This window comes from Streptomyces sp. NPDC006207 (genome assembly GCF_040613835.1).
In the GTDB taxonomy this organism is placed as follows: Bacteria; Actinomycetota; Actinomycetes; order Streptomycetales; family Streptomycetaceae; genus Actinacidiphila.
This window is the reverse complement of sequence record NZ_JBEXSX010000043.1, coordinates 66,219-84,047: the sequence shown is the minus strand read 5'-3', so window position 1 is coordinate 84,047 and position 17,829 is coordinate 66,219. Positions and strand designations below refer to the sequence as shown.

The window sequence follows — 17,829 nt, the reverse complement described above, 5'->3', positions numbered from 1 at the left end:
GCGGGGGCGGGGGCCCGCCCCCCCCGCCGGCCCCCCCCCCGCCCACCCCCCCCCCCCCCCCACGGCGCTCGCGCGTCCCTCCGCTACGGGTTGGTGTTGATGGTGAACGTGGACGTCGTGTTCTTGATGTTCTGGTAGTTGTCGCTCATCGTGAGGTTGTTGAAGGTGACGGAGCCGACCGCGGGACCCTGTCCCGCCTCCGGCATCTCGTTGGCCCACAGGCCGAAGCCCGACTTGGCGTCGTAGGCGTCACCACTGCGGTGGGCGCCGGTGATGGACACGTTGGTGAGGACCGTGTCCTTGATCGGGTTCTGCGGCTGACCGCCCACGTAGTTCGTCTGGAACATGATCCCGCTGTAGGTCGGGTCCACGATGTCCACGTCGCTGACGCGGATGCCCTGGAAGACCTTCGAGGCGGAGAAGAGCCAGATGCCCGGGAAGGTCTGGCTGCCCCAGAAGTGCCCGCCGCAGCGGACGATGGAGATGTTCTGGAGGTTGGTCGGGTCGGTCCCGAAGCCGTTCATCGGGTAGCCGAAGTCCAGGGAGCTGATCGTGACGCCCGAGTAGACCAGCGTGTCCGCGACGAGGATGTTGCGGAAGGTGTTGGCGTAGCCGCCGTAGACGGCGATGCCCGCGGCGCGCCAGGTCAGCAGGGACGTCAGGTTCTCGTAGAGGTTGTTCTTCTCGTCCGCCCCGCCGGCGTCGATCGCCGAGAAGAGGGCGAAGCTGTCGTCACCCGTGGCACGGGCCTCGATGTTGTCGAGGTGGTTGTCCGTGCTGCCGTTGGTCATGTTGACGCCGTCGGCGAAGGTGTCGCGGATCCGGGAGTTCGTGATGGTGATGTTGTCGGTGTTGGCGCCCCAGTAGAGGCAGACCGTGTGCTCGTTCCAGACGTTGTCGATGGTCATGTTGGCGACGCCCGCGAAGTCGAAGACCTTGCCGGGACCGTCGATGCGCGAGGTGTAGTTGCCGAAGAAGGAGAAGCCCGAGAAGGACGAGCCGTTGGCGGTGGAGTCGGCGCGGAAGCCCGCGTCGGTGTTGGACTGGCTCGTCGGCGTGTGGAAGCGGGTGTACCAGGGGCCCGCGCCGATGATCTTGACGGTCTTGCCGTAGACCTGGAACTTGCTGCCCGTCTCGTAGTCGCCCGGCGGCAGGTAGACGCCCTTCAGGGTGCCCGTGGTGTCCATCCGGGCCTTGTCCAGGGCGTTCTGCACGTCCTGGTGGGTGAACCCGGTCGGCGCGGTGTAGGCCGCGGGGTCGGGGTTGGCGATCGGCGCGACCTGCTCGGTGTTGACGAAGTCGACCGCGTACTGGCTGCCGTTGGCGGCGTCCTTCTGCAGTTTGATCTTCGCCCCGGCCTGCACGGTCGTGCCGAGCATCAGGTTGGCCTCGTCGTAGATGTGGCGGGGATTGCCGTCACCGGGGTTGTTGCCGGGGGCGGTCTCGCTGCCGTACAGCCACGCGTACTTGGAGGTGAGGTCGATGGCCTTGAGGAAGCTGCCGTTGACGTAGACGTTCAGGGTGGAGTTGATCCCACCGCCGCCCGCGGCGTCGGGGATGGAGTAGCGGACGACCAGGGTGTTGGTGCTGGCCCTGGTGGTGAACTCCACCGAGCTGCCGGTGCTGTTCAGCGTGACGGCCTTGCGGCCGGACGCCTCACCGGCCAGGTCGCCGACGGTGCGGTTGGGGCCGACCACGGCGGCGCTCCCGCCGAGGACCCCGTCCTCCGCCTCGTACATGTCGTACGGCATGTTGGCGCCGCGACCGACGAAGAGCGACTGGGTGCTGGTGTTGTTCTGCTGCTTGACCGCCAGTTCGTTCGCGTCGGGCGCGATGACGGTCTTGACGGTGTACTTGCCGTTGGCGGCGGTCCAGGTGCCCAGCGAGACGGGGCTCGTGGTGGCACCCGCCGCGATGGCGCCGCTGTAGGAGCCGGTCAGCGTCTTGACGACGGAGCCGGAGGTGGTGTCGGTGACCGTGAGGGTGATGCCGTGGGAGCCGCCGGCCGAGGCGACCGTGCCCTGGTTCTTGATCGCCACCGAGAAGGTGACGGTGTTGCCCTTGGCCGGGTTGCCGGGGGACCAGCCGGTGGGGGAGGCGATCAGGTCGGAGCTGTCGACCGGCCTGACGACCAGCGGGGTCGGGCTGTTGTAGGTGTTGTTGGTGTCGTTCTGCTCGATGACGTCCCCGGACTCGTCGACTTTGGCGCTCAGCGGGTAGCTGCCCGCGTCCCGTACCCCGATGTTCGCCGTCACCGTGGTCGAGGCGCCCGCGGCCAGCGCGCCGACCGCGGCGGTGCCGACCTTGGTGGTGCCCAGGTAGAAGGTGACGTTCGTGGCGCCCGAGGCGAGCTCGCCGATGTTGCGCACGGTCGCCGACAGGCTCACCGAGTCCGTCTCGACCGGTGCGCCGGGGGAGACGGACATGCCGGTGACGGTCAGGTCCGGGTTTGGCGCCGGGGTGCCGATCACCTGGAACTCCGCCACCTGGCCCGCGGCCGCACCGCTGTTGGCGGTGAACTGCAGCCGTACGTCGGCGACCCGGGCGCTGACCGGGATGGTCACCGTGTTCCCGGAGGACGGGTTGAAGGTGTAGTCGGCGGCCGCCTTGAGGCTGGTGAAGCCGCTCGCGCCCTGCTCCCGGCCGAGCACCTGGACGGTCTGGGTGCGGGTGCCCCAGGCGCTGTCGGGGTTGAGCTTGAGCACCAGCGAGGTGACGTCGGCGTTCGCCCCGAGGGAGACGGTCAGCGTGTTCGGGTAGCTGCCGCCGGCGCCCTCCCAGTAGGTGGTGACGCTGTTGTCGTTGGCGTTGGCCGCGACGAAGTTCTGGGTGCTGGACGACGCCGTGATCGGCTTGCCCACGGCCATGTTGGAGCCGGTGCCGCCCGAGCCGTTGCGGGTGACCGTGGCGCTGGCGACGCTGCGGTTGCCCGCCGCGTCCTTGGCCTTCACGTAGTAGGAGACGGTTGCGGTGTCGGGCTGGCTGTCGGTGTACGTGAGCGTGGTGCCCGACACCGTGGTGCGCAGGGCCTCGTTGGCGTAGACCTCGTAGCCGGTGACGCCGACGTTGTCGCTGGAGGCGGTCCACGTCAGCTTGATCTGGCCGGAACCGGGCTGGGTGAGGGTGAGGTTGCCGGGCTGGCTGGGCGCCTGCGTGTCGCCGCCGGAGCCCGACCGGGTGACGGTGTTGCTGTTGCCGGAGACGTTGCCGGCCGCGTCCTTGGCGCGCACGAAGTAGCTGACGGTGGCGCTGTCGGGCTGGTTGTCGGTGAAGGTGAGCGTGCTGCCGGAGACGCTGGTGCGCAGCTCGCCGTTGGCGTAGACGTCGTAGCCGGTGACGCCGACGTTGTCGCCGGCGGCGTTCCAGGTCAGCCGGATCTGGCCGGAGCCGGGCTCGGTGTAGGCCAGGCCGGTGGGCGCGTTCGGCGCGGTGGTGTCACCGGTGGCGGGGCCGTAGACCTCCAGCTCCGACAGCTGCGCGGCGGTCCAGCCGGTGTTGCCCGTGACGTTGACGCGCAGGTAGCGGGTGGTCGTGCTGCTCAGGCTGATCGTGACGGTGTTGTTGTCGCCCGGGTTGAAGGTGTAGTCGCGGGACGCCACCAGGTCGCTGAAGGACGAGCCGTTGGTGCTGCCGCGCAGGGACAGCGTCTGCGTCCGTGCCTCCCACGAGGGCGGCAGCTTCAGCACCACCTTGGTGACCGCGACGGAGGACCCGAGGTCGGCCTGGATCCACTGCGGGAAGGCGTTGTTGGCGCTCTCCCAGTAGGTGGTCTGGTTGCCGTCGTTGGCGTTGGCGGCGACGTAGGGTGCGTTGCCGCTGCTCGCGGTCAGGGTGCGGCCCTGGGCGAGGTTGTCGGTGGAGACGGCGGAGCCGTGCACCTCGAGCTCGGAGACCTGGGCGGCGGGCCAGCCGGTGTTGGCGGTGATGTTCAGCCGTACGAACCGGGTGGTGGTGGCCGAGAAGTCGATGGTCACCGTGTTGCCCGAACCGGGGCCGAAGTTCCGCCCGGCCGAGCCGGACAGCGTGGAGAAGGTGGAGCCGTCGGGGCTGCCCTGGACGGCGAAGGTCTCGGTCCTGGCCTCCCAGGAGGCGGGCAGTTTGACGACGACCTGGTCGATGCTGGTGCTGCTGCCCAGGTCGACCTGGACCCACTGCGGGAAGGAGCTGCCTGCGCTCTGCCAGTAGGTGTTCTGGTTGCCGTCGGTGATGTTGGCGACCCCGTACTCGGCGTGGGAACTGCTCGCGGCGGCCGGCGCCCCCGCGGCGAGGTTGAGGCCGCCGGCGGCCGCGGCGGGCAGCGCCGACTGGCCGAGCAGCACCAGGCCCGCTGCGATCACCCCCGCCAGCAGCCGTTGGATGAACCGTTTCCTTGGCATGTCGTCCCTGTGCCTCTCGTCAGAGTTGTTGGTGCCATGACATGTCACATGCGGTACGGCTGCCACGCAGAGGAAATTGCATCGATTGCTTTGGTAATTGCGCGGCCCGAGCCGATAGTTGCAGAGGTGTTTCCGGGCGTCTATGCCCTCGACCGGGCTTTCATCTCACCTGGCATGGGCTTGCGCTGGAGTGTCGTGCAGCCGACAGGGCGTTGCGGAAGCACCGCAAAAACTTGCGCGTCCTACTCCGTGGTGCGCAGTGCCTGGTACATCGACCAGAGGACGGAGACGAGCGGGACCGCCACGACCGCGCCGATGACCCCGGCGGCGATGGCACCGCCGATGACGGTGAGCGCGACGACCACCGGATGCAGGCGCACCGCCCAGCTCATCACGATCGGATGCAGCACGTGGCCCTCGATCTGGCCGATGACGACGATCAGGCAGACGACGACCGCCGCCACGACGGGCCCGTTCGCGGCCAGCGCCACCACGGCGGCGACCGCCAGGGCGATGGGGGAGCCGATCAGCGGCACGAAGGCGGCGAAGAACTCCAGCAGCGCCAGCGGCAGCGCGAGCGGCACCCCCAGCAGGAACAGCGCGACCCCCACCAGGATCGCGTTGGTCGCCGCCACCAGCACGATCCCGTGCGTGTAGCCGGTGAACGTGCGCCATGCGGCACGGCCGGCCACGGACACCCGGCCGCGCACCGTCCGCGGCAACTGCCCGCAGAACCACGACCACTGCCGGTCCCCCGAGTGGAGGAAGAACACCGAGCAGAACAGCGCCAGCGCGAAGACCGTCAGCACCTCCACCAGGCGCCCGGCGCCGCTCAGCGCGGTGCTGATCAGGGTCGACCGGTGGGTGGACAGCCACTGCCCGACCTTCGACTGGAGGTCGTCGAGCGCCTCGGGGTCGAGCCGGAACGGCGGGGCCTCCAGCCAGCGCTCGATCCGCGCCAGCCCCGCGCCGAACTCGCGCTGCAGCCCGGCCGTCTCGCCGGCGACCACCTCGCCGACCATGGCCAGGATGCCGAACACGACCAGGATGCTGCCGATCAGCGAGACGGCGACGGCCAGCGAACGCGGGATCACGCGGGCGAGCAGATCGGCCAGCGGTCGCAGCATCGCGGTGCCGACCAGTCCGAGGAAGACGGCCACCGCGATCTCGTGGAACCGTCCCAGGGTGGCGAACACGGCGTAGACGACCGCCCCCACGACGAGCAGCCGCCAGGAGTAGGCGGCGGCCGTGTTCAGCGCGGGGAACACCCGGACGCCGGGCCGCCTGGCGGGCCCGCGCACCTCCCGGCGCCCCACGCGGATCCGGCTCCGCCGTCCTCGGGACACCGTTCGCACCTCCCCGTCGAGCCCGTCGTGCGCCCGCGTCCTGCGCGCCTGTCCCTGCTTGCTACCACCGGCGGGGTCCCGGCCAACGCGGCGCAAGCCGCATTCGCCCGAAGGCACCCCCGGGCCGGCGGTGGATCCCCGGGGCGCCCGACTGCTAAATTGGTCTAAACCAGTTACGGTCTCCCTCACCAGATCGGCGGTCCCGAAGTGGAAGTCGTCATCGTCCCGGACGCCACCGCAGGCGGCGAACTCATCGCGGGTGCCATCGCGGACCTGCTGCGCCGCAAGCCCGACGCGCTGCTCGGCGTCGCCACCGGTTCGACCCCGCTCCCGGTCTACCGGGCCCTCGCCGGCCTGGCCGGCGAGGGCCGCGCCGACGTGTCGCGGGCCCGGATCTGCCAGCTGGACGAGTACGTCGGACTGCCCGCCGGGCACCCGGAGTCCTACCGCTCCGTGGTGCTGCGCGAGGTCGTCGAGCCCCTCGGCCTCGCCCGGGAGTCGTTCATGGGACCCGACGGCACCGCCGAGGACATCGTCGAGGCGTGCGCGGCGTACGAGCGCACGCTGGCGGCGGCCGGCGGGGTGGACCTGCAGCTGCTCGGCATCGGCACCGACGGCCACATCGGCTTCAACGAGCCGTGCTCCTCGCTGGCCTCCCGGACCCGGATCAAGACGCTGACCGAGCAGACCCGCAAGGACAACGCGCGCTTCTTCGACCGCCCCGAGGCCGTGCCGCACCACGTCATCACCCAGGGCATCGGCACCATCCTGGAGGCCCGGCACCTCGTGCTGCTGGCCACCGGCGAGGCGAAGGCCGAGGCGGTCGCCCTGGCCGTCGAGGGCCCGCTGGCGGCGGTCGTCCCCGCCTCCGCGCTCCAGCTGCACCCGCACGCCACCGTCGTCGTCGACGAGGCGGCCGCGTCCAAGCTGAAGCTGGCCGACTACTTCCGGGCCACCTACGCGGCGAAGCCGTCCTGGCAGGGTCTGTGATCCGCTTCGTTCAGGCGCGGGGCGCCGGGGCGGGCGGCAGGAACAGCGTGCCGCGGGCCCCGGCGCGGACGGTCCGCACGGCGACGAGCGCCCATGCCGCCACCAGGCCCGCGTACAGGATCAGCGCCGCCCCCTGAAAGGCCGTCGAATGCAGCCGCAGCGCCAGCGCGCTCGTCCCGGTCACGCACGTGCCCAGCGGGAAGGTGAAGCTCCACCAGCTCAGGGTGAACGGCAGTCCGCGCCGCGCGGTGCGCACGGTGAGCGCCGCCGCCAGGGCCAGCCACATCATGGCGAACCCCCAGGTGGGCACGCCGTAGAGGTAGCCGAAGACCTCGGCCCCGGTGGCGTAGGGGCGGGGCAGGGCGGTGGGCGCCGCGTGCCCCAGGAGATTGGCCGCCGTGACGGACTGCCCCAGCGGGCCGAGCACGATCCACAGGGTCGGCACCATGGCCGCCGGGCCCGTCTTGTGGCGCACCAGCCGGCCCCAGATCTGCGGGATGATCACCAGGCTCGCGATCAGGCTCATCCCGAACATCGCGTAGCACGCCAGCAGCAGCGTCAGCCGTGCCTGCCCGGCGGGGAGGTGCGGGACGAGGGCGGCCCCGGTGGCGGCGGAGACCATCGGCGGGACGACGGGCATCAGCCAGCCGCCGAACGCCGAGTCGTCGCCCACACGGTGCTCGGTCATCGCACGGTACGGGATCCACACCCAGGTCACCAGGCCCAGCAGGGTGCCCGCCGACCAGAGCACCGCGTCCACCGCCAGGGCCGCGTGCGGCCCGATCCAGTCCGAGCCCAGCGCCAGCGTGCCGGCGCCCACGGTCAGCAGCGCCATCGCCGGGGCACCCCAGAAGTGCGCCATCACCGGGTGGCCGGCGTGCGCCCGCGCGCGGTCGCGGTACCGGGTCCAGTGCACCGCCCAGCCCGCCGAGAGCGCCACCAGCCAGGCGGCTGCCAGCGCCCATACGACCGTGGCGGCCGTCCGCAGCCCCGGTATGTGCGCCGGGAGCCCGGCCGCCGCCGTGGCGACGATGCCCGTGCCCATCACCGAGGCGAACCAGTTGGGGCCGAGGTCGCGGAAGAGCTGGGAGGGGTGGTCCAGCTCCCGCAGCAGCCCGGTGCGCGGGTGGGCGCCGGGCCGGGAGGCAAGGGCGAGCGTCGAAGGCATGTCCGTAGCGTCGCCCCGGCCGGGCACGACCGGTAGGGAGCACTTCCGGATGGGCTCATAGACTGGGCTTATGCCCCTGCCCGAGCGCGTGAGCGACCTGGCGGCGTACGACCTGCTGCTGTCGGTCGCGAGCCTCGGCAGCGTCGGTGCCGCCGCGCGGGCCCACGGCGTCAGCCAGCCGGCCGCGAGCTCCCGCCTCCGGCACCTCGAACGCCGGCTCGGTCTGCAGTTGCTGGAACGCTCACCGCGCGGTTCGCGGCTCACCGAGCACGGCACGCTCGTCGCGGACTGGGCGCGCACCGCCGTCGACGCCGCAGCCTCGCTGGACGCCGGGGTCACCTCGCTGCGCGGCACCGCGGAGAGCCGGCTGCAGGTGGCCGCGAGCATGACGGTGGCCGAGTACCTCCTGCCGCAGTGGCTGCTCATCCTGCGGGCGGGCGCCCCGCGCACCACGGTCGCGCTGACCGCGGGCAACTCCGAGGACGTGGCCGCGGCCGTCCTGGCCGGCGAGGTGCACCTCGGTTTCGTCGAGGGCCCGGACGTCCCGCGCGGGCTGGTCGCCCAGCCGGTCGCGCACGACGAGCTGACCGTCGTCGTCGCCCCCTCCCACCGCTGGGCGCGCCGCCGGTCCGGCATCGGCGCCGCCGAACTCGCCGCGACACCCCTGGTCAGCCGTGAACGAGGCTCCGGCACGCGCCGCTACCTCGAGCACGCCCTGGCCGAGGGGACGGGGCTCGCGCTCACCGATCCGCTCCTCGAACTCCCCTCCACCACCGCCATCAAGACCGCCGTCGCCGACGGGCTCGCCCCGGCCGTCCTCAGTTCCCTCGCCCTCACCGCGGAACTCGCGAGCGGCAGCGTCGTCGCCGTCCCCGTGGCCGGACTCGACCTGACGCGGACGCTGCGCGTGGTGCGCGCCCGCGGGCGCGACCTGACCGGGCCGGCGCGGGAGCTGGCAGGGATCGCCCGGCAGGGCGCGGTCAGTGCCCGTCAAGGGGTGGGAAGCGCAGATTCCGCAGGTCGGGCGGGACGGGGGAGTTCGGTCGGTACAGCGGCGGGACCTCCCCGTCGGCGGCCGCGGCCGGGGCGTCACTGAGCCGGAAGCGGTCGCGCACCCGCCCGTAGAAGTCGGTCGGGCCCAGCCGGATCAACCGCAGCCGGTGCCGGGCCTTGTACACCCCGACCCAGTCACCCGGATCGAGGACGCCCCTCAGCTGGCCGTCGATGCTGACCGCGACCCGGCCGGAGCGGGTCAGCACGCGGACCCCCAGGACCTCGTCCGGGGCCGCCACCAGGGTCCGGTCGAAGGCCATGTGCGGCGCGACGGGGGTGAACACGATCGCGTCCATGTGCGGGGAGACCACCGGGCCCCCCGCGGCGAAGCTGTACGCGGTGGAACCCGTCGGGGTGGCCACGACGACCGCGTCCGCGGAGTAGGACGCGAACAGACGGCCCGCCAGGTACACCGCGAGACTGGCCTGCCGGTCCCGGGCGAGCTTCTCGAAGACCACGTCGTTGACGGCGTTGACGGCCATCGGCACGCCCCAGCCCACGTCCTCGGGGTCGCCGGGCCGCACCCGCGGCGGCGGCAGCGCGGGGCCGCGCCCGTACCGCAGCAGGGACTCGATGCCCTCGGGGATCTCCAGCGGCCGGGACGCCCGCAGCGTGAGCGTCATGCGGTCCTCGACGGTCGCCCGGCCCTCGTGCACGCAGTCGAGCGCCCGCTCCACGTCCTCGGTGCACACCTCGGTGAGGAAGCCGACCCGCCCCAAGTCCACGCCCAGCACGGCCGCCCCGCACGCGGCGGCCACCCGCGCGCCGCGCAGGAAGGTGCCGTCGCCGCCGAGGGTCACGATCAGGTCCGGGTAGCCGGCCGTGGCCGCCTCCTCCTGACCGCTGTGCCGGGGCCGGTCCTTGCGCCATACGTCGATCTCCACCGCGGGGACCCCGTGCCGCGCGCACCAGCGGTCGACCGCCGTGGCGGCCTCGCTCGCGTCCTCGCGCGCACCGTGCACGACCATCCCGATCCGGCCCACTGGCATCACGGCCTCCCCGGCGGCGTCCGCTCCGGCGTCATGCCCCCATGGTCCGCCTCCCCGGAGCGCGCGTCGCGTCGGGACACCGCCGTCCCGCCGCCCCGCCGTCGTGCGGCGGCACCCTGGGCGGAGTACCGTTCCGCTGTTCCACTGCTGCAGGGAGGACGAACGTGGAGACCAAGCCCGAGCCGGGTGTCCTCGCCCAGGTGGCGGATCTGATCGGCCGTACGCCCGTCGGGCAGCGCGGAGCGCTGTGGCGGCTCGGCGCGGACCGCCGCCAGCTCGACGCCAACGTCATCCGCCTTCCGGCGGGCACCGAGGTCCGGCCGCACGTCGAGGCCGACCTGGACGTCCTGCTGTACGTCGTCGACGGCGGCGGGTACCTGTCGGGCGACGACGGCGGACGCCAGACGACCCTGGCGCCCGGCGCACTCGCCTGGCTGCCCCGCGGCTCCTGCCGCGCGCTGTCCGCCGGCGCCGTGGGGCTGACCTACCTCACGGTGCACGCCCGCCGCCCCGGCCTCACCATCGCCGGGCTCGCCCCCGCGCCGGACGCGGGCGAAGCGGTCTGCCTGCTGCACCGCGTCTGCGCGGACTGCGGCCGCCTGGCCGGCGAGAGCGACGCCCTGTACTGCTCCCGCTGCGGCACCGCACTGCCGCCCCGCTGAGCCCCGTGCGGGGGCGGGTCGTCGTACGGGCGGAGGGCGACCGACGGGCCTGCACCGCCTTCGGGCCGTCAGCCACCGAGACGCGGTGCGGGACCAGCGTCGGTTGGGACGCCGGGCAGGTGCGGTGCCCACGTGCCGTAGCCGCTCAGAAGGCGGCCTGCAGGGGCTGCTCGGCCCAGATCGTCTTGCCCTCGCGCGTGTAGCGGGCGCCCCAGCGTTCGCTGAGCTGCGCGACCAGGAACAGCCCGCGCCCGCCCTCGTCCGTCGTCCGCGCCCTGCGCAGGTGCGGGGAGGTGCTGCTGGTGTCGGAGACCTCGCAGATGAGGTGGCTGTCGCGGATCAGCCGCAGTGTGATGGGCCCGCCCGCATACCGGTACGCGTTGGTGACCAGCTCGCTGACGATCAGTTCGGTCACGAAGGCCGCCTCCTCCAGCCCCCAGGTGGCGAGCTGGGACTCCACCAGCGTGCGGGCCCGTCCGGCGGCGGTGGCGTCCGGCGGGAGGTCCCAGGTGGCGACCTGTTCCGGCGCGAGGACGCGGGTCCGGGCGACGAGGAGGGCCACGTCGTCGGCGGCCTCGGTGGAGCTGCGTGCCTTGAGGAGGGTGTCCTCGACGGCGCTGCAGGTCTCCTCCAGGGAGCCGGACGGCGCGGTGAGCGCCCCGCACAGCATCGCGAGGCTGTCGTCGAGGTCGCGGCAGCGGGTGCACAGCAGGCCGTCGGTGTAGAGCGCGAGGATGCTGCGCTCGGCCAGCTCGATCTCGGCGGTCTCGAAGGGGAGGCCGCCGAGGCCCAGCGGCGGGCCCGGGGGGATGTTGACCAGGCTCGCCCGTCCCTCCGGGGTGACGACCACGGGGGGCGGATGGCCGGCCCGGGCGAGCGAGCAGCGCCGGGAGACCGGGTCGTAGACGGCGTAGAGGCAGGTCGCGCCGACGACCGGTGGGGCGTTCTCGTGGCTCTCGCGCTGTTCCGAGGCGAGCCGGTCCACGAGGTCGTCGAGGTGCGACAGCACCTCGTCCGGGGTGGGGTCCAGGTGGGCCAGGGTGTGCACGGCGGTGCGCAGCCGGCCCATGGTGGCCGCCGCGTGCAGACCGCGGCCGACGACGTCGCCCACCACCAGGGCGATGCGGAGACCGGAGAGCGGGATGACGTCGAACCAGTCGCCGCCGACCCCGGTGGCGGTGTTGGCGGGCAGGTAGCGGTGGGCCACCTCGGCGGCGGGGTGCCAGGGCACGTCCCCGGGGAGCAGGCTGTGCTGGAGGGTGAGGGCCGCCTGGTGCTGCTGGGTGTAGCGGCGGGCGTTGTCGATGCTCAGGGCCGCGCGGGCGGCGAACTCCTCGGCGAGGGTGAGGTCGTCGGCCTCGAAGGGCTCGCGGCCGCGGGTCCGCCAGAGGCTGATCAGCCCGAGCACGAGCCCGCGGGCGAGCAGCGGCACCACCATCAGGGAGTGCGCGCCGACCGCGCGGGCGGCCCTGGCCCGCACGGGGTCCTCGTCGAGCCAGGCGAGGGCCCGGCCCATGTCCGACTCGAAGACCGGGCGGCCCTCGGCCAGCGACCGCGCCTGCGTCGACCCCGGAGGGATGCGGATGGTGTGCCCCACCGGGTACATGATCTTCTGGGTGTCCGGGAAGACCGACTGGACCGCCGCGCGGCAGACCGTACGGAACGAGTCCTGGGCGGGCTCGTCACCCTGGGGCACGGCCTCCAGCAGGTCGACGGAGGCGCTGTCGGCCAGCCCGGGCACGGCCACCTCGGCCAGTTCGCGGGCGGTGCGGCCGACGTCCAGCGTGGTGCCGATCCGCGCCCCGGCCTCGCTGAGCAGGGACAGCCTGCGGCGGGCCTGGTAGCGCTCCGTGACGTCCTCGACGGTCTGGGTCACCCCGAGGACGTGCCCGTTGGCGTCCTGCATCCGGAACGCCGAGACGGACACGTACAGTTCGCGCTGCGGGTCGCGGCGCAGCCGGCAGGGCTGCTCGGAGAAGATCGAGGAACGGCCCGTCTCGAGCACCCGCCGCAACTGGTGGTCCACGGCGTCGGCGTCCGGCCCGAAGAGGAAGTCCCCCGTGCGCAGGCCCTGGTGCTTCCCCGCGGGGACCCCGCTGAACTTGGTGATCGCCCGGTTCACCCGCAGGAAGGTGAGGTCGGGGGCGTAGACCGCGAGCCCGATGGGGGAACGGCGGAACAACCCCTCCAGCACCCACCGGTCCGTCTCCCACCGGACGACCTCGGCGGCGGGCGCCGCGACCACGTACCACTCGCGGCGCCGGTCCTCCCGCGCGATGGCGCGGACCCGGCAGCCGACCTCCACCCGCCGTCCGTCCCGGTGCAGCACGGGTACGACCCCGAACCAGCCGCCCGCCCGGACGCAGGCCGCGGTGGCGGTCAGGACCAGCTCCAAGTCGCCGGGGTGGAGCAGGAGTTCGGGAGCCGACCGGCCCAGGACGTCCTGGGCCCGGTGGCCGAGCAGCGTCTCGGCGCGGGTGCTCCACCCCACCACGGACGCATGGTCGTCCAGCACCACCGAGGCCGCGGCGTGCACCGAGAACGGGTCCTCCGGTGACTCGCTGAACGTCTTGGCCGGGTTGTCCATCGCTATCACCGTCGCACGTGCGGGAGAAGCGGGCGAGCTGCGTCACCTGGGGTGGTTCTCCGCCGGGGCCCGGGAGGGACGCCCATGGGGGCGTGGTTCCAGTATCGGCCCGCACGGCCGGTCCCGCGTGGCCCGCAGGGCGCCGGCGCCCGCTCAGTGCGCAGGCTCATGGCCGGTGGCGGGGTGGAGCGGCCGGGCCAGCAGGATCGCCACGTCGTCCTGCGCGCCGTGGGGCAGGAGACGGGCGAGGACGCGGTCGCAGACCCGGGAGAGCGGCTCGCCGGGATCGCGCAGGGCGCGGGCGAGTTGGCGCATGCCCTGGTCGAGGTTGCGGTCGCGGGCCTCGATCAGGCCGTCGGTGTAGAGGACCAGCACACCTCCCGGCGGCAGGAGCACCCGTTCGGTCTGGAAGTCCCGGCGGCCCACGCCGAGGGGTGTTCCGCTCGGGCCGTCCAGGAAGGCGACCTCGTTCCCGGCACCCGCCACCGCCGGCGGCGGGTGCCCGGCGCGGGCGACCAGGCAGCTGCCGTCGGCCGGGTCGTGGACGGCGTAGACGCAGGTCGCCATCTCGTTCTCGCCGACGTCGGCGACGGCCGCGTCCAGGGAGCGGAGCAGCTCGGCCGGGGGGATGTCGTGGCGGGCCAGGGTGCGCACCGTCGTCCGCAGCTGCCCCATGACGGCCGCCGCGTGCACCCCGTGGCCCATGACGTCCCCGATGACCAGGGCGGTCCTGTCGCCGGGCAGCGCGATGACGTCGAACCAGTCGCCGCCCACCTCGTGGTCGCTCGCGGGCAGGTACCGGCCGGCCAGCTCCAGCCCGGGCACCGTGGGCAGCGCGGTGTTGGCGAGGCTGCGCTGCAGGGTGAGGGCGGCGCGGCGCTGGGCGGAGTACATCCGCGCGTTGTCGATGCCGAGCGCCGCGCGGGCGGCGAGTTCGTCGATGAGCAGGTCGTCCTGGTCGTCGAAGGGCTCGCGCCTGCGGGAGCGGGTGACCATCATGATGCCCAGCACCGTGCCGCGGGCCACCAGCGGGACCATGCGGGCGGAGCCGAGGGTGCGCAGGTAGCCGCGCAGCCGCTCGTACTCCGGGCCGGGCACCAGCCGGGGTATGTCGGCCCTGGTGAGCCGCATCGGCCGGCCCTCCACCATGACCTGCTCGTACGCGGACGCCCGGGGGACCTGGTGCGTCATGCCGACGGCCAGGTCCTCGGCGGGCGCCGCCGGATCGGCGAAGGAGACCGCCAGCCGGCGCACCATGCCGTGGGCGGAGGCGGCGGCCTCGTCCGGGTCGAGGACCTCCTCCAGCAGGTGCACGTCGGCGGAGTCCGCCACCCGGGGCACGAGCACCTGCACCACCTCCTCCGCGGTCCGCCGCAGGTCGAGCGTGGTGCCGATGCGGGTGCCGGCCTCGGCGAGCAGGGCGAGCCGCTGCCGTCCGCGGGTGGCCTGGAGCTGGGCCCGCTCCTCGCGGGTGATGTCGATCAGGGTGGCGATCACGCCCAGGCGGCGGCCGCCGCCGCCGAGGAGCGGGGAGAAGGAGCACGACCACACCCGCTCGTTGAGGGGGTCGCCACCCGTGCGTCCGACGCCCCGGAAGTCCACCACCGGCTCGCCGCGGGCGAGCACCTGGCGCATCACGGTCTCCAGCGCCATGGTGTTGAGCCCGGGGACCACCTCGCTCACCCGCCTGCCGATGTGCTGGGCGGCGGGGACCCCGTTCATACGGGCCAGAGCCTCGTTGACCCGTACGTAGCGCAGGTCCGGGCCGAGCATGGCCAGGCCGATGGGGGACTGCGTGAACAGGCCCTCCAGCGCCGCCAGCGAGTCCCGCATGCGCAGCACCGCGGAGGTCTCGGCGGCGATGCCCATCAGCCCGGTGCGCCCCTGCGGGTCGGCGGTGGGGCAGATCCACATCTCCATCGTCACCAGGTGGCCGTCACGGTGGCGTACGGGGAGCGTGCCCACGACCGCCTCGCCCGACAGCACCCTGCGCGTCAGCTCGTCGGCCAGGTCCCAGTTCCTCACGGGGACCAGCAGGGGTGTGGCGCTGCGGCCGAGCACCTCCTGCGCGGTGTGCCCGAAGAGTTCCTGCGCGGCCAGCGACCACTGGGAGATCCGACCCTCGGAGTCGATCCGCCACATCGCGAGGGGCAGCAGGTCACGGAACACCCCTGCCTGCCCCACCGCCGTCTGGGGCTGACCGACATCCTTCGCCGACTGCTGTATGTCCACCGCGACGACCCATCCCCGGGAACGAGGCGTTCTCATCCGGTCGAGCACCGCCGGTCGCCACCTGGTGCAGTAGACCGGCCAATGTCGCTTATTGTCGGGCAAATCTGACAAAACAGCCTAACGGAGAAGCCGGGCACCGCCCCGGGGAGCCGGCTCCCGCAGCGCCGCGCGCACCCGATCTGGGTTAGCGTCGTAACCATGGGGACCGTCCGGCGGATCCTCCGCCTCGTGCCGGTACTCGCCGTGATCCTCGGCGTGCTCTGCCTCGTCGCCGCGACGGGCTCCGGGGCGCGCGCCACGGGCGGGCTCGACGCGGCCGCGGCGGCCCTGCGCGACGGCGGTCCCGTGTACGTCGACCCCCGGGCGCGGGACGTGCTGTCGCCGGGCGACGCGGACACCCTCGCCGGGCGCATCGAGAAGGCCGACCGGCCGGTCTTCGTCGCCGTCCTCCCGGACACCGCGGAGTTCCCCGCCGCCACGCTGCTGAAGGACCTGCGGACCAAGGTCGGCATCACCGGTGTGTACGTCGTGGCCCTCGGCGACCGCTTCGACGCCGGGGCGGACCCCGCCGTGATGCCGCACAACGCCGTCGAGAACCTGGCCGGGGCCGTACGGCGCTCCGACCCCGGCGACCCCGCGGCGATGGTCACCGGCTTCGTGGACGAGGCGCTGCCGCAGGCGCGCGGCCACGCCCCGGCGTCCTGGGGCGACGACTCCGTCGGCGTCGGCGCGGGCAGCGGCGGCGCCGGGCTCCTCGTCGCGCTCGGCGTCCTGGTCGTCGCCGGCGGCGGCGGGGCTGTCCTGCTGTCGCGACGCGCCAAGCGGCGCCGCGAGGCGCAGGACTGGGCCCGGCTGGACGAGCTGCGCCCGGTGGTGGACGAGGACATCACCGCCTTCGGTGAGGAGCTGAGCCGGATCGGCTTCGACCCGGGCGGCGCGACGGCCGACGACGCCATGCGCGAGGACTACACGCGCGCCCTGGACGCCTACGACACCGCGAAGACCGCGATGGACCGGGCGCGTTCCGCGGAGGACGTGCGGCCGGTCAGCAGCGCCCTGGAGGAGGGGCGCTTCGCGCTCGCCACCCTGGAGGCGCGCATCGAGGGCAGGCCGCTGCCCGAGCGCCGCCCGCCGTGCTTCTTCGACCCCCGGCACGGCCCCTCGGTCCAGGACGTGCCCTGGACCCCCGAGAGCGGCGGGGCCGAGCGGACCGTTCCCGTGTGCGCGGCCGACGCCGCCCGGCTCGCGGACGGCCTGGAACCCATGGCCCGCCAGGTCGGCACGCCTCGCGGCCCCCGCCCGTACTGGGAGGCGGGCCCGGCCTACGCCCCCTGGGCCCAGGGCTACTTCGGTGGCGGGATGCTGCCCGGGATCCTCGTCGGGACGCTGCTCGGCAGCTCCCTCGGCGGCCCCGGCCCTTACGCCTACGGCGACTACGGCGGTGCCGCGCCGGACCAGCAGGGCGGCGACTACTCGGGCGCGGACTTCGACCCCGGGGACTTCGGTGGGGGTTTCGGCGACGGGGGTGGCTTTGGCGACGGCGGAGGTTTCGGCGACGGCGGGGGGTTCGGGGGCAGCTGAGTCCGGTCGTCGTGTGGGGGTGCGTTGTGGTTGCGGCGGGCGTCCACCCGCCCGCCCGCCCGATTGCCCGGCGCGGTCAGTGCGGGTCTCGCACCGTGTGCCTGGGTCGGTGCCGCGCCGGGACACGTCCTCAACGCTCGCGGTTTACCCCCACATCATTCGGCGCCGGGTTCGCCGCTCGTCGTTTCCGGGCGCACCCCGCCACACCCCCTCCCGTCGTATGGGCGCATGACGGCCGGTGGGGGGTGAGTAAGGCACTTGCGGCAACCCCGGACCGCTCTCTGAACCCCCACCGGCCGTTAGTCGCCCCCACGGCAGAAGGGGGTGTGGCGGGGTGCCCCCATGAGGGTCCCCCCGGCCGAAGGCTGGGGGCGTGCCCCGGCGCGGCACCGACCCCATACGTACGCAGCGGGGCGGTCACTGACCGCGCCGGGCAATCGGGAGGGCGGCGGGGAAACCCCCAACAGCAACCACAACGCACCCGCATGCGGCGACGCGGGCAGCCCGGCGCGGCCTACGCGGACAAGGCGGCGCCGCCGCCCGCCTCGTCGGCCTCGAGGACGCAGGCCGAGGCGAGCTCGTCCAGGGAGATGTCCAGGGCCGCGGCGAGGGCGGCCACGGTGAAGAAGGCGGGGGTCGGGGCGCGGCCGGTCTCGATCTTGCGCAGGGTCTCGGCGGAGACGCCCGCCGCCGCCGCGACCTCGACCATGCTGCGGTCGCCGCGGGCCCGGCGCAGCAGCGTGCCGAAGCGCTCGCCGCGCTGCCGTTCCCAGGGGGTCAAAGGAGTTCGCACCATGCCCGTGATACTAATACCGGTATAAGAATTGGGTGCACCCAGGGAACGG

Annotated in this window: 11 protein-coding genes; 4 read left to right on the top strand and 7 right to left on the bottom strand. The window is 73.3% G+C overall.

Going from position 1 to position 17,829, the window contains the following annotated elements:
* Positions 1-83 precede the first annotated feature (83 nt).
* On the bottom strand, positions 84-4,376 hold the full coding sequence (locus ABZ312_RS29655) for a discoidin domain-containing protein (protein ID WP_500439126.1): 4,293 nt from the start codon (positions 4,374-4,376) through the stop codon (positions 84-86).
* Positions 4,377-4,618: 242 nt separating this feature from the next.
* Positions 4,619-5,677, bottom strand: a complete 1,059-nt coding sequence (locus tag ABZ312_RS29650; RefSeq protein WP_500326530.1) for an AI-2E family transporter — start codon at positions 5,675-5,677, stop codon at positions 4,619-4,621.
* A 252-nt stretch (positions 5,678-5,929) separates the two neighbouring features.
* On the opposite strand from ABZ312_RS29650, the gene ABZ312_RS29645 reads away from it, so the two are divergent.
* A complete protein-coding gene (locus ABZ312_RS29645) occupies positions 5,930-6,712 on the top strand; it encodes a glucosamine-6-phosphate deaminase (protein ID WP_500326348.1) in 783 nt (260 codons plus the stop codon).
* Between the two features lie 10 nt (positions 6,713-6,722).
* On the opposite strand, the gene ABZ312_RS29640 is transcribed toward ABZ312_RS29645, so the two are convergent.
* Positions 6,723-7,880: a TDT family transporter gene (locus ABZ312_RS29640; protein WP_500326347.1), complete on the bottom strand. Its 1,158-nt coding sequence runs from the start codon at positions 7,878-7,880 to the stop codon at positions 6,723-6,725.
* Between the two features lie 70 nt (positions 7,881-7,950).
* On the opposite strand from ABZ312_RS29640, the gene ABZ312_RS29635 reads away from it, so the two are divergent.
* The gene (locus tag ABZ312_RS29635) at positions 7,951-8,976 is read left to right on the top strand and encodes a LysR family transcriptional regulator (protein WP_500439125.1); all 1,026 of its coding nucleotides are present in this window, start codon (positions 7,951-7,953) and stop codon (positions 8,974-8,976) included.
* Here ABZ312_RS29635 and ABZ312_RS29630 read toward each other — a convergent pair.
* Complete coding sequence (locus ABZ312_RS29630; protein WP_500439124.1) at positions 8,861-9,922, bottom strand: NAD(+)/NADH kinase; 1,062 nt, start codon at positions 9,920-9,922, stop codon at positions 8,861-8,863. The two genes, ABZ312_RS29635 and ABZ312_RS29630, sit on opposite strands and share 116 nt — an antisense overlap.
* A 164-nt stretch (positions 9,923-10,086) precedes the next feature.
* Here ABZ312_RS29630 and ABZ312_RS29625 point away from each other — a divergent pair, with 164 nt between their 5' ends.
* A complete protein-coding gene (locus ABZ312_RS29625; protein ID WP_500326342.1) occupies positions 10,087-10,584 on the top strand; it encodes a cupin domain-containing protein in 498 nt (165 codons plus the stop codon).
* A gap of 145 nt (positions 10,585-10,729) precedes the next feature.
* Here ABZ312_RS29625 and ABZ312_RS29620 read toward each other — a convergent pair whose 3' ends face one another.
* Complete coding sequence (locus ABZ312_RS29620; RefSeq protein ID WP_500326340.1) at positions 10,730-13,171, bottom strand: SpoIIE family protein phosphatase; 2,442 nt, start codon at positions 13,169-13,171, stop codon at positions 10,730-10,732.
* A gap of 153 nt (positions 13,172-13,324) precedes the next feature.
* On the bottom strand, positions 13,325-15,403 hold the full coding sequence (locus ABZ312_RS29615) for a SpoIIE family protein phosphatase (protein ID WP_500358697.1): 2,079 nt from the start codon (positions 15,401-15,403) through the stop codon (positions 13,325-13,327).
* A gap of 198 nt (positions 15,404-15,601) precedes the next feature.
* On the opposite strand from ABZ312_RS29615, the gene ABZ312_RS29610 reads away from it, so the two are divergent.
* Positions 15,602-16,984: a hypothetical protein gene (locus tag ABZ312_RS29610; RefSeq protein WP_500326336.1), complete on the top strand. Its 1,383-nt coding sequence runs from the start codon at positions 15,602-15,604 to the stop codon at positions 16,982-16,984.
* Between the two features lie 514 nt (positions 16,985-17,498).
* On the opposite strand, the gene ABZ312_RS29605 is transcribed toward ABZ312_RS29610, so the two are convergent.
* Positions 17,499-17,780, bottom strand: a complete 282-nt coding sequence (locus ABZ312_RS29605; protein WP_500326335.1) for a helix-turn-helix domain-containing protein — start codon at positions 17,778-17,780, stop codon at positions 17,499-17,501.
* Between the last annotated feature and the right edge of the window lie 49 nt (positions 17,781-17,829).

What these genes read in the sequence shown, in the direction of transcription:
- ABZ312_RS29655 (WP_500439126.1), bottom strand. Translation starts at nt 4,376, where the DNA reads ATGCCAAGGAAACGGTTCATCCAACGGCTGCTGGCGGGGGTGATCGCA.
- ABZ312_RS29640 (WP_500326347.1), bottom strand. Translation starts at nt 7,880, where the DNA reads ATGCCTTCGACGCTCGCCCTTGCCTCCCGGCCCGGCGCCCACCCGCGC.
- ABZ312_RS29635 (WP_500439125.1), top strand. Translation starts at nt 7,951, where the DNA reads ATGCCCCTGCCCGAGCGCGTGAGCGACCTGGCGGCGTACGACCTGCTG.
- ABZ312_RS29630 (WP_500439124.1), bottom strand. Translation starts at nt 9,922, where the DNA reads ATGCCAGTGGGCCGGATCGGGATGGTCGTGCACGGTGCGCGCGAGGAC.
- ABZ312_RS29620 (WP_500326340.1), bottom strand. Translation starts at nt 13,171, where the DNA reads ATGGACAACCCGGCCAAGACGTTCAGCGAGTCACCGGAGGACCCGTTC.
- ABZ312_RS29610 (WP_500326336.1), top strand. Translation starts at nt 15,602, where the DNA reads ATGGGGACCGTCCGGCGGATCCTCCGCCTCGTGCCGGTACTCGCCGTG.
- ABZ312_RS29605 (WP_500326335.1), bottom strand. Translation starts at nt 17,780, where the DNA reads ATGGTGCGAACTCCTTTGACCCCCTGGGAACGGCAGCGCGGCGAGCGC.